At 56.1% G+C, this 12,558-nt stretch carries 9 protein-coding genes; 5 read left to right on the top strand and 4 right to left on the bottom strand.

Features of this window, described 5'->3' with window-relative positions:
- Positions 1-67: 67 nt before the first annotated feature.
- The 3 genes from AC1RSM_RS08040 (at position 68) to AC1RSM_RS08050 (ending at position 3,962) form a co-directional block, all read left to right on the top strand.
- A complete protein-coding gene (locus AC1RSM_RS08040; protein WP_492931190.1) occupies positions 68-2,887 on the top strand; it encodes a xanthine dehydrogenase family protein molybdopterin-binding subunit in 2,820 nt (939 codons plus the stop codon).
- Entirely contained in the window at positions 2,884-3,426 is a 543-nt protein-coding gene (locus AC1RSM_RS08045; protein WP_492931192.1) for a (2Fe-2S)-binding protein, read from the top strand. The genes AC1RSM_RS08040 and AC1RSM_RS08045 overlap by 4 nt, the downstream gene beginning before the upstream one ends.
- A gap of 263 nt (positions 3,427-3,689) precedes the next feature.
- A complete protein-coding gene (locus AC1RSM_RS08050) occupies positions 3,690-3,962 on the top strand; it encodes a hypothetical protein (protein WP_492931194.1) in 273 nt (90 codons plus the stop codon).
- A gap of 125 nt (positions 3,963-4,087) precedes the next feature.
- Here AC1RSM_RS08050 and AC1RSM_RS08055 read toward each other — a convergent pair whose 3' ends face one another.
- From AC1RSM_RS08055 to AC1RSM_RS08065, 3 genes are all read right to left on the bottom strand, one after another.
- Complete coding sequence (locus tag AC1RSM_RS08055) at positions 4,088-5,074, bottom strand: tripartite tricarboxylate transporter substrate binding protein (protein WP_492931498.1); 987 nt, start codon at positions 5,072-5,074, stop codon at positions 4,088-4,090.
- A 55-nt stretch (positions 5,075-5,129) separates the two neighbouring features.
- The gene (nadC, locus tag AC1RSM_RS08060) at positions 5,130-6,029 is read right to left on the bottom strand and encodes a carboxylating nicotinate-nucleotide diphosphorylase (RefSeq protein WP_492931196.1); all 900 of its coding nucleotides are present in this window, start codon (positions 6,027-6,029) and stop codon (positions 5,130-5,132) included.
- Positions 6,030-6,123: 94 nt separating this feature from the next.
- Positions 6,124-7,068, bottom strand: a complete 945-nt coding sequence (locus AC1RSM_RS08065; protein ID WP_492931198.1) for an NUDIX hydrolase — start codon at positions 7,066-7,068, stop codon at positions 6,124-6,126.
- A gap of 399 nt (positions 7,069-7,467) precedes the next feature.
- Between AC1RSM_RS08065 and AC1RSM_RS08070 the strand changes: the two genes are divergently transcribed.
- Together AC1RSM_RS08070 and AC1RSM_RS08075 are read left to right on the top strand one after the other, a co-directional pair.
- Positions 7,468-9,198 (top strand): methyl-accepting chemotaxis protein, encoded by a 1,731-nt coding sequence (locus tag AC1RSM_RS08070; RefSeq protein WP_492931200.1) that lies wholly within the window; start codon positions 7,468-7,470, stop codon positions 9,196-9,198.
- 286 nt (positions 9,199-9,484) lie between these two features.
- Positions 9,485-11,140 (top strand): methyl-accepting chemotaxis protein, encoded by a 1,656-nt coding sequence (locus AC1RSM_RS08075; RefSeq protein ID WP_492931202.1) that lies wholly within the window; start codon positions 9,485-9,487, stop codon positions 11,138-11,140.
- 99 nt (positions 11,141-11,239) lie between these two features.
- Here AC1RSM_RS08075 and AC1RSM_RS08080 read toward each other — a convergent pair whose 3' ends face one another.
- Positions 11,240-12,556 carry a DUF445 domain-containing protein gene (locus AC1RSM_RS08080; protein ID WP_492931204.1) on the bottom strand — a complete coding sequence of 439 codons (1,317 nt, stop codon included), beginning with the start codon at positions 12,554-12,556 and terminating at the stop codon, positions 11,240-11,242.
- Positions 12,557-12,558 lie beyond the last annotated feature (2 nt).

Raw genomic sequence — 12,558 nt, forward strand, 5'->3', positions numbered from 1 at the left:
GCCTAGCTGAAAGCGGAGTGCTGCTCTCTATTTCGCGACGTATCTTTTTATTATCCGGAGGTCTTGCATGACCACAGCGTCCTTTAACCGGCGACGATTCCTGAAATTTGGTGTCGTTTCCGGCGTATCCATTTATATGGCTCCCTTTATACCCAAAGCGGCACAAGCCACCCTTCTGGGAGAACAAGACTCCCGCCCTACGCCCTGGAATGGCCCAGGGCGACAAGTGCCCTTTAAGATTGACGGTACGCGGCAAGTCACCGGCAGCAAATTTTTTGTGCGCGATATCCGCGCCAAAGATATGCCCGGTTGGCCAGAACAACAGGCTCACGCCTTTATCCTGCGCGCTATCCAGGCTGATCACCAGTACAGCGGCCTGGACCTGGAAAAACTAGGTGCCGACCTACAACCCGATATCCTGATTCAAGCCCAGGACCTGGCCACGGCCAAACTTGAACTGCCCGACTATTACAACGACGAGATGCTGCTGGCTGTCGGTAAAACAGCACGCTTTTTAGGCCACCCGGTCGCCATCCTGATCTACAAAGACTTCGATCGCTGCCGCCGCGCTAAAAACGCCAGTAAGACCTCTGCCGTAGTCACGTATGGAGAGAAAACGGGCTTCAGGGAAATGGATGCCTACGGTGGTGCGCGCTATATCCGCGTAGAAGGCGATAGCCTGGGGGCTGACGATGTGTTCTCCAGCATGAAGGACGGGGCCGTATTCCCCGATAAGGTCCAAGGAAAAACACCGGTATGGCCCTCTAGCAAAGGGGACACCCATTCAGCAAAGGCCATCGCCTTAAGCGAAGCGATGCAACAAAATTTCGATCAGCCACCTAGTGATTGGCTGGTGTTCGACGGCGAATACTACTCCCAATCCATCGACGGAGCCCCCTTAGAACCCGAGTGCATCAACTGCTGGTATGACAGCCAGAGCAAAGAGCTGCAAATGGTCGTCGGTTCCCAAACCCCAGGGGCCGACGGTGCAGAAGCGGCGGGCATGGTGGCGGCATCCCAATTTGGCTTGGACAACATCATCGTTCACCCCTGTACAGCCACGGGTTACGGGGTCAAAGAACACAGCGCTTTCAACCACTATGGAGTAGTGGCAGCCCTATTCGCAGGCAATATGCCCGTACGGCTTGCCAATGACCGCTATGAGCAATTTCAAGCTGGTCAGAAACGACACTCCAGCCGCATGAAAAACCGCATTGCTATCGACAAGAACAGCGGCAAAATCATGCAGTACCAAAGCTTTAGCCTGACGGATGGCGGCGGGCGGGCCACGTGTAGCTGGGCAGTCACCACAGGCGGCGCACAAAGCGCCCAAGGTATTTACTACCTGCCCAAAAGCGACTCCTGGGGGATTGCCTTGGCCTCTCGAGCAGTGGAAGCAGGCTCCATGCGTGGCTATGGCAAAGGTCAAACCATGACAGCGATGGAGCTGATGTTGGACGAAGCAGCGGCTCGCCTAAACATGGACCCCATCGAATTGCGCATCAAGAACGTCATGCGCAGCGGCCAAAAAAATATGGAGGGCGGGATTCCCGCAGGTTCGCTGCGGGCTCGGGAGATTTTAGAAAAAGCACATCAACATCCCTTATGGACGGGACGTAATCAAAAAAAGAAAGAGTTTGAAGCCAACAAGCCGGACAAGCTATACGGCGTGGGCTTTGCCTGTGTGATGAAAAACTATGGCACCGGCGCGCAGGGAGACCATTCCGGGATTGAAATTGATGAGCAAGGGCAAGTTCACCTACGCACGTCCATTGTAGAAATTGGGACGGGCTCGGCAACGTCCCAGGCGGTAATCTGTGCCAAGTGGGTGGGCCGCGCTGCCCACACAGTACAGGCTTCACATCTTGACTGGCCCGAGCTGGATATGCAGGCCACTCACAATCCCTACACCTTAAAACAGCCTGATCAAGACAAGAACCAGACCAATCCACGCTGGACCCCCGTTTTATCCTCGGGCTCATACGCCAGCAGTTCCTCTTACTTTGGTTCTCACGGCACCTCGGAAGCGGCTCGCTTGCTGTTTCTGTATGGACTATGGCCGGCCGCTCTATCCATCTGGGGGGAAGGTTATGGTGGGGGTCAGATCGCCCCATTAACCGTACGCCCCGAGGATGCTCGCTGGACTGACGACGGCTTGCTCAGCACCGGCGGCCTGGAGCCCCTCTCTTTGCCGCAATTGGCCAAACGCGCCCACGAGCTCAAACTGGTCACCGGCGTTGTGTTGCATGCGTTTAACCGCTACCAATGGGCGGAGGCTGACTTCGAGGTGGCTGGTCAAAACATACGCCTGCCACTGGACGGCCTGGCATTGCGTTACGGTGCGGGTGCCGACACAGAACAGGCCAAAGCACTGAATGGTTACCAGCGACTGGAGCGCCGCCATGTCAGCTACCCCCCTGTATCACGTCGCCGAGGTGGCTACCTGTATTACTCCGCCGTGGGTGTGCTGACAGAGGTGGAGGTGGACCGCAAAAGTGGTGAGCAAACCTTATTATCGGCACATACATGGATCGACTGCGGCAGGCCCATTGTGCCGCAATTGGTTATGAGTCAAGCCGAGGGGGGCTTAGCCATGGGCTTGGGTCAAGCCTGGTTCGAGGATTTGCCGCTACATGAAGGCGGCCCCGGTGACGGCTCCTGGAACTTTCACCGCTATCGCCTGCCCCGCGCCAAGGATGTGGCTGTCTGGAACACCAGCTTTGAACTGCTGGACACGATTTCCGAGACAGATTCACCTAAAGGCATTGCCGAAGTGGTGATGATCCCCATCATTGCTGCCGCCGTCAGCGGCGTTAATCACGCCACCGGACAGTTCTTTCGCGAGCTGCCTGTGACCGCAGAAAAAATCAAGGAGCGTCTGGCATGAGCAGCCCTACTAAAACACTACGCCTGAACATTAATCGGGTGGACTTGCAAGCGATGCAGGTTAGCCCCGACCTGCCCATGATCGACTTTCTGCATGAGTACGCTGGGCTGACCGGCACGCATTTGGGTTGTGGAATGGGTATTTGCCATGCTTGCGTGGTCATCGTGGACCACCCGGACGGACGCAGCGAAGAGCTACAAACCTGCATCACGCCAGCCAGCTACTTTGAAGGCAAAAAAGTACGCACGATTGAAGCCCACGCCCAGCGCGATGCTCAGGACAAGGTCACTCAGCTGCATCCTGTGCAGCAAGCCTTTCTGGAGCATTTTGCCTTTCAGTGCGGTTACTGCACACCCGGCTTTGTGAACGCAGGAATTGTGCTGTACGAGTCCTTGCAAAAGCAGCCTGTTTCACGTGAGCAAATCGAAGCCAAGGTCTCAGAAGGCTTACAAAACCACATCTGCCGCTGCACGGGTTATGTACGCTACCACCAAGCCATGAGGGACCTGATCATCGCTACGCCAGGGATGGTCAGCTAGTTAAGAAGGGGCGCGGGGGATCATCAGGTCGATTCCCCGCCGGCTGCATGGTAGAAGCCTGGACCAGCCCAAGCCAGTTTCAGCCGCTTGGCTAAGCGACAAGGCGTCTTTATCAGCAATGCCGTCTGTCTACTTGCAACCTGGCTGGCCAGACGCGGCAGACAAGGAGCTGCGTGGCACCACTACACACAGTTGCCCTTGCCACGTGCTAGGATTTGGCTGTAAGGCCCCATATTTTCAAGGCCCAATATCAGGAGCACACCATGAACTACACCTACACCCTTAATGAGTTAGGCACAGAGGCCATTCGTCAGTTTGTGCTGGATCGTGGTCAACCTGATCTGAGTCTGCAAGCCTATATGGCGACGGCCGAAGTTGAGGCCGACAATTTCAATGCGGGCGGCAGCCAACGCGGCCAGATCGAAATCGACTCCACATGCAGCAAGGACGGCTTGACGCATACCTTGTTGTTGGAAAAACATTGGTTTACGACTCAGCCTGTCCCCGAAGAGCCTAGCGACGACAGCCTGTTCTAAATAAAAAACAGGTTTGCCTGCAAGACGCTTGCCTTCCTACCGGCAAGCTAACTTTCTATACCAAGGCCCATGCAGGCAAACGGCTGCAACTGCGCACCTCGCAATCAAGCCCAGAATAAAACCTCTTAATCTACCTGCAGCCCAATCTTGTAAGCCAGGGCGCCAAAGCGATCAATATCATTCCAGATCATGGCCTTGAACCCGCTGGCCAAGGCAGATTCATTGGCCGCTTGCGGGGTGTAACCCAAAGCCTGCAATTGCGACTGCATGGCCGGATCCATCAGCGCTTTTTGCACCACTCGGTTCAAGATAGTGATGATGTGCTCAGGAGTATGCGAAGGCGCCAGCAATCCATGCCACTGGTCCAGCTCAAAGCCTGTCTCGCTAACTTCGGCCACAGTGGGCACATGCGGCAGAACAGGGCTGCGCTGGGCAGAGGTAACGGCCAGCGCACGCAAATGTCCTGACTCGATCAAAGTCGCTGCGCTGGACAAGGTCACGATGCCAATGGGCACCTGCCCTGCCACCACATCATTTAACGCCGGGCCGCAGCCACGATAGGGGATATGCAGCAAGGCCGTGCCTCGCAGGTCGTAAAGCATTTCTCCGGCCAGATGCTGCGGCGTACCGTTTCCGCAAGAGGCATATGCCAAGGCCGGTTCAGATTGCTGCTCCAGCACTTGTTCCAGATTCTGAATATCTGAACCCTGTCCGGTCACGAGGACTGACGGTACAAAACCCACATTGGCGATAGGCGCAAAGTCTTCTTTAGGCTTGAATCCCAGATTACGAAAGACGCCGGGGTTGATGGCGAAGGAGCTATTCGCCATCAATAAGGTGTAGCCGTCCGCACGCGCATAGGCCACGGCACGCGCACCGATATTGCCGCTGGCCCCAGGACGGTTGTCGATGATGACAGGCTGCCCCAAAGCTTGTTCCAATCTGGGGCCTAGCTTGCGCGCCAGCAGGTCAGTTCCGCCGCCGGGCGGAAAGGTAACGATGATCGTTATCGGCTTGGTGGGGTATTTGACCGCTTGCGCTGGTGCCTCCCCTTTAGCCTGCACGGGCAGGCTTGCGCTCGCCAGTGTCGCCACCCCCAGCAAGCTTGCCAAGGCTAGCCGCTTACCTGCTTGAAAACCCGCTCTAACACCTAACACGTTTATTTACTCAGGCATCCAAGCCAATATCCAGCACGCGGGCGCTATGCGTAATCCAACCCACAGCAATTCGGTCTACCCCGCAGCGGGCAATCTCTACGGCAGTCTCTGGCGTGATGCGTCCCGACGCTTCGGTCTTGGCACGGCCTGCTACTCGGGCTACGGCCTGGGTCAAGGTAGCGGTGTCCATATTGTCTAAAAGAATGCTGTCCACCCCCAGTTCAAGCACCTGATCCAGTTGCTCCAGGGTATCGACTTCCACTTCAATGCAGACCAGATGGCCGATATAAGCACGAGCAGCCTCTACAGCGGCGTTGACGCCCCCGGCAACCGCAATGTGGTTATCTTTGATCAGCACGGCATCATCCAGGCCGAAGCGGTGATTGCTGCCACCGCCTACCCGCACCGCGTACTTCTGTACGGCGCGTAGGCCCGGCATAGTCTTGCGGGTGCAGGTAACTTTGGTGCCATAAGGCGCAATCGCACGAGCAATAGACGCTGTGGCCGAAGCCACGCCACTTAAATGACCTAAGAAATTCAAGGCACAGCGCTCAGCCGTCAACATGGAGCGGGCCGAGCCACTGATCACGGCAATCTGCGCGCCAGGGGTCAGCGTATCGCCATCTTGCAATTGGGCTTCAAAGCGCAGCGTGGGGTCCAGCAAGGTAAAGGCCAAGCGGGCCAGATCCAGGCCGGCCAATACCCCCTCTTCACGCGCGACCAGGCGCATTTGTGTACGCGTGCTGACAGGAACAATAGAGTCCGTCGTCAAATCACCTGCGCGCCCCAGATCCTCTTGCAAGGTGGCGCGCACCAACGGTTCCAGGATTACATCGGGCAAGGAAGGAATACGGTGTGCCGTTGTCTCTACTGCCTGAGCAGTCGGCTGAGGGGTGTTTGTTATGCTCATTATGAGTATTAGATTCGCTAAAAATAAGGCCTAATGGCACGATGCACTTATGCTATTCCTGAGCATAAACGCTGTCAAGCCATAGGCCTTGTTTTTAACGGGCCTGTTTAGCCAACGGTAATTTACTGCCGGAGATTGCCCGTTCGAACAAAACATCCCCGCGAAAGCGAAACAGCTTGGCGGGCCGACCCGAGCCGCCCAGGCTCATGGAGCCGGTTTCTTCAACCAAAGCCTGCTGTTCAATCAAGCGCCTGAAGTTCTGTTTGTGCAGCCCACGTCCTGCCAGGGCTTCAACGGCCTGTTGCAACTGCAGCAAGGTAAATTCGGGCGGCATCAATTCAAACACGACAGGACGGTATTTGATCTTGGCTCGCAAGCGTGCCAGTCCTGTGGCCAGAATACGGCGGTGGTCGTGGCGCATGCCCAGACCTAATTCGTAGTGCTTGCCCTGCTCTTGCTGCTCGCGCTGACGATGCCGACAGGACTCAGGCAGCAAGGCGGCTTCATATAAGAGCTCGTAGCGCTGCAAGACAAAGTCCTCGTTCCAGATCGCCCCTTCCAGCCCAAAGCTGTAATTGACGCGCTGGCGGCGCAATGCACGCAAAGAATCTTCTTGATCGCACCATTCCAGCAGGGCTGGCACGATGGTGTCCTGAATAATGGTCGGTGCGCCTTCCCGCCAGTCTTCCCACGGAAAGTAGCGATAGCAGTCTTGCCAGATCACTTGAGCCACATCAGGCTGGCCAACTTCGCGCGTCAGCCCCACATAGCTGACCGACACAATACGCGTTCCCTGCGCGTCAAAACGATCCCGATCAGCAAAGGTGTAGAGCTGCTCTACATAGCCCACAGGATGATGCGTTTGAGTTTCCACCCAATCACGCAGCCCCGTTTGCAAAGAACGGTGCGTGTGCTGAAACGGCCCGGCAGGCAACGCTTGGCCTGCATCGGTGGTCAAAACCCGGGGCTCGCCGTCACTGACTGCCACTAAAACAGCGACCAGCTCAGCACTGACTACAGGTTCCTGCGTATTGATCACATAGTCTCCTTCTAAACCGCGCCAACGCGCGTCTGGCGAATTATAAGCGAGCCCTGTGCCCGCCCGCCTGCCCGAAGCCGTTCAAACACCAAATAGATTCCTTCCATTATTTTCAGATGGTCAAAGTATTGCCTGTAACCATCTAAGCCTAAAGAAAACGACCGAACGTCCGTAAAGCGTTTGAACTGTAGTGTTTGCAATAAATGACAAGTAAGCACTCGGTCAGAGGCCGGATCAGTCAACAGTTTCACGCTTTGCGCAGGTCCGCCATTCGCAAAAATAGAAGGTTTCTGACAACACAGCTCATTTTCAGAAAACGCAGCAGCCTCCCTCTTTTTTGCATGGCCCATGCGGGCTTGACAGCCCCCGCGCCCCCTTTGTTCTCCTCCAGGATGATGAATGCGTAAGAATTTCCCCATTACCCAGGACGAGGTTCGCGTCCGGGCCGACCAGTATCTAATTTCAAAGACCGACCTGAAAGGCCGGATCACCTACGCCAACGCCGCTTTTATTGCCATCAGCGGTTTCACGCGCGAGGAGCTGATCGGCAAGGCTCACAATATTGTGCGTCACCCGGATATGCCGCCCGAGGCGTTCCAGGACTTCTGGGATACCTTGCAAAACAAGCGTCCCTGGATGGGCGTCGTTAAAAACCGCCGCAAGGATGGTGGGTTTTACTGGGTCTACGCCATGGCCGTGCCGATCTACGAAAACGGTGTCGTAGCAGGCTATGCCTCGGTGCGTGTCAAACCCACGCAGGAACAGATCGAAGAAGCCGAGCGCCTGTATGAGGACATCAATGAAGGCCATGCCAAAGGGGTTCGTCTGCATGAAGGCCGCGCTGTGCCTACCGGCTGGCGCAAGCTGCTGAACCAGCTGCGTCGCCCTTTCAGCAATTCCCTGCGTGCCAGCCTATTTCGTATGGGTACATTGGCGCTGGCCACCACTGGCACAGCCTTGTACTTCGCTCTGACTGGCGGTGTGCCGCAAGGCTCCGGTCTGTGGCTGACAGGCGCTCTGTGTCTGGCCAGCGCCGTCATGATGGGCTACGGCTGGCTGATTGCCCAACGCGTGATTCGCCCTCTGGATCAGGCCTCCTTGATTGCCCAGCAAATTGCTACCGGCAACCTGCAGTTGGACATTGACACCAACTCCAGCGAGAGCAATTCAGAAATTGGCCAGCTGTACTTCTGTCTGGATCTGATGCGTAAGAGTCTGGTGGGTATTGCCAGCGATGCGCGTGCCGGTATTGACGCTTCCATTAATGCAGCCCGCATTCTAGAGGTCAACAACACCAACCTGGCCTCGCGCACTGAAGATCAGGCAGCCTCTTTACAAGAGACAGCGGCCAGCATGGAAGAGCTGACCGTTACCGTGCGCCAAAACGCAGACAACGCCAATCAAGCCAGCCAGTTGGCCGATGCCAGTATGCAAATCGCCCAGCGTGGGGGTGCCGTGGTGAACGAAGTGGTGCAAACCATGCAAGGCATTCACGACAGCTCGCGCCGTATTGGCGATATCGTCACGGTGATTGAAGGCATTGCATTCCAGACCAATATTCTGGCGCTGAATGCGGCGGTGGAATCGGCCCGTGCTGGTGAAGCTGGACGCGGTTTTGCCGTGGTAGCCGGTGAAGTGCGCAGCTTGGCGCAAAAGAGCTCGCAAGCCGCAGGCGAGATCAAAAACCTGATTGATGCATCGGTCAGCCGCATGGCCGTAGGCGCAGAGCAAGCTGCCCGCGCGGGTGCCACCATGGGCGAGGTCGTGGACTCGGTTAAACGCGTCACCGACATTATTGGCGAAATCTCCACGGCTTCCATTGAACAGGCCAGTGGCCTGGATCAAATCAATGAAGCCATGGCCAAAATGGATGGCGTAACCCAACAGAACGCCGCATTGGTCCAAGACCTGGGCAACACCATGAGCGATTTGGCTTCGGAAGCTTCCGAACTGGCTGACGCCATTAAAGCCCTGAACACCGGTTCGGTTGATCTGGCCCAGAGCGCACCCGCGCTGGCCCAATTGAGCCAGGCCCCCAGCATGCAGGTTCTGTCCTATCAGAATCCGCAAGCTTTCCAGGCCAAAAGTGCCAAAACAGCGAATGCCCGTCTGGGTACGCTTCGCCGTTAAGCGATAAAATCAGGATCGGCCACAGCTTGGCCGATCCTGACAAATGTGACAGCTAGACAAAACAATAAATCTGGGATCGCAGCAGATACCTAGAATTAGACAAAATCAGAATCAATAATAATATCAAGGCCCTATAGTGATCCTAAGCCAGCTATCAATCTGATTTTTTCGCTGTCATCACGATGACACATTTAGACTCTAATGAAAATACCAAGTAACAAAGTTGAGTCGATATGAAACATAATGGTCAGTCCTTTCCCGCCTACGTCTTTAACAGGGCCAGATCATGCGTGAAACCCAAGCTATTACGTCACATGAAACACAGGTACCCGAAAAAACCTATTTAATCTCCAAAACAGACCTGAAGGGACGCATCATTTATGCGAACCCGGTCTTTATCGAGGTTAGCGGCTACAGCCATGAGGAGCTGATTGGTGCACCCCACAATATCGTGCGCCATCCCCATATGCCGGCCGTCATTTTTCAGGATCTATGGCAGACCCTTCAGCAACAGAGGTCCTGGTCAGGCCTGATCAAAAACCGCCGCAAAGATGGCGGTTTTTATTGGGTGAAAGCCCGCGTCATTCCCTTGATTGAAAACGGCCGCGTCAATGGCTATGCCTCTGTCAGGGTGCGTGCTCAAGCGCAGGAAATCAAAGAAGCGGAGTATCTTTATCACTCCATCCAGCAACAGGGGCTACGAGGCTTTCGTCTGCACGAAGGTCAGTTGCAAGCCAAGGGCTGGCGCTCTGTGCTCAGTACCCTGCTGCAACCCTTGAATCGCAGCCTGCGCGCCAGTCTGCTGCGCTTTGGCATGTTGACCAGTACCCTGGTTGCCTTAAGTGCGGGCTTGCTGATTGGGAGCGGGGCCTCAGGGACCTATCTGACCGCAGGTCTGGCCGCTCTGGGCCTAGTCAGCATGAGCACCCTGGGCTACGGCTGGATTGTGACTCAACGCATGATGCAGCCCTTGCGCAGTGCCACCCATATTGCCCAGCAAATTGCCACCGGCAATCTGCTGCTGGACTTGAACCCCAAGCACACCCGCAGCCAGGAAATTGCCCAGTTGTACTTCTACATGGACATGATGCGCAAAAGCCTGCTGAGTCTGGCCCGCGACGTGCACCACGGCATTCAAGCTTCCCTGGATGTGTCTACCCAGATTGAAGACGGTAACCGACAGCTGTCCAACCGCACCGCCGCCCAGTCCGGCTCCTTGCAGCGCACCGCTGCCAATATGGAGCAACTGACCATGAATGTGCAGCAAACGGCTGACAATGCACGCTTAGCCAATCAGTTGGCCGATCAAAGCCTGTCTACCGCCAGGCGTGGTGGCGAAGTGGTGCAAGACATGGTCAGCACCATGCAGGACATTCACAACAGCTCCGAGCGTATTGGCGACATTGTGGCCATTATTGAAGGTCTGGCCTTCCAGACCAATATTCTGGCCTTGAACGCAGCCGTAGAATCCGCCCGTGCCGGGGAAGCAGGCAAAGGTTTTGCGGTGGTTGCAGGAGAGGTACGCAGCCTGGCACAGAAAAGTGCGCAAGCCGCCGGAGAGATCAAAACACTGGTGGAAGATTCATTGAAACGCATGGCAACCGGTGCCCATCATGCCAAACGAGCCGGCTCGACCATGGATGAAATCATGCAATCGGTCTCGGATGTGACGCATCTGATCAGTGAAATATCCACGGCCTCCAGTGAACAGGCAAGCGGCTTGGCACAGATAAACGATGCCGTCTCCACCATGGACAGCGACACCAATGACAATGCGGATCTGGCACGCAGTCTAGGCGTAACGGTGAACCAATTAAGCCGTCAGGCCCAAGAGCTGAAACTGTCGATTCAGTTATTGAACACAGGTGCGGCTGGCCGCTCTACCTATGTGCCTGACCCTAGGGCTACGCAAGAGCCAGTGCCTTTGCTGAAAGTTGCCTGAGAACGCTGTGCCCCATTACCGGAAGGTTTGCTCTTTCAACGCCTCAACATGGCGAAAAAAGGCGCAAACCATCCAGCTGGCCTGCCTGCTGCAAGGTCTTTAGACCAGACCCAATAACAAGATGGCATGCAGGCCTACTCCCACCAGTCCCCCTACGACGGTGCCGTTAAAACGTATGTATTGCAGATCGGTGCCCACCGTGAGCTCCAGTTCACGCACCAATTGCCTGTCATCCCATTGGCGCACAGTACGGGAAATATGTTCCTTAGCACCTTCGCGCAATTGCTCGGCCAGACCCGCAGCGGCAGACAGCATGTGCTCGTTCAAGGTCTCGCGCAGTGTGGCGTCTTGATTCAAACGCGCCCCCAGGTCCTGAGTCATTTGCCGCAAGTGCGCCGCCACCGCAGAGTCCGGTTTTTCCAGGTCAGTGCGCACCACTCGCATCACATCCGTCCAGACCCCGTCTATGTATTCGCCCACCTCTTTATGGTCCAGGAAACGCTGCTTGATGGCCTCTACCTGCGCCATCAAGTCCGGGTCCTGCCCCAGGCGCTGTATATAGTCTTGCACCCATTGCTCGTAGTCTTTGCGCAATGGGTGATCCGGTTCACTCAGAATGGTCTGCACCTCATCCACCAAAGCACGCGCCAGTCGATCTGCCATCTTGCCCGATAGCTCATCCACCGAGGTCACCACCCCAACCATGGCCAAGAGCTTGGGCCATTCTCGCTGTGCGTAGCGAACCAGTACCCCGGCCACCCGTTGTTTGACGGCTTCGTTAGACAGGTAGCCACCCAGCTGCTGCAGCACCTCGTCCAGCAAGCGCTGATGACGTGCATTGCGCGTCAACAAGCCCAGAATCTGCGAAGTGGAGCCCGCCATATCCATGCGCATCAAATAAGCACGCACGCCGTCGGTCAGGGCCTGCTTGACGCTACGTTCATCCAGCAAACGTAAAGCTTCCCCCATGGCAGTTTGCAAAGCACGGCTGACACGCTCGCTTTGCGCTGGCTGCGACAACCACTGCCCCAGCCGTGCTGCCGGGTCCAGGCTGCGCAGCTTTTCCAACAACATGGCTGAATCCAGGAAGTGATCTCGCACGAACACACCCAGGCTTTCACCCAAGCTGTTTTTCTTGTTGGGAATAATGGCAGTATGAGGAAATGGCAGCCCCAACGGGTGGCGGAACAAGGCCACCACAGCAAACCAGTCTGCCAGCGCGCCCACGGTGGCCGCTTCGCTGAAAGCGCGCAGCCAAGGCCAAAACGCCGCGATAGCTGCGGCCTCCCCCTGGCGCATCATGGCGTGGCTCAGAAGAAACAGGCTGATTGTCAGCGCCAGCAACACCAGGGCATTGCGCTTCATGCGGCGCAGGCGGCGTTCAGGCGACTCGGTACGGGATGGGGATGTAGGCATTT

The sequence above is a fragment of the Alcaligenes sp. GW821-FHT11D07 genome (genome assembly GCF_058808495.1).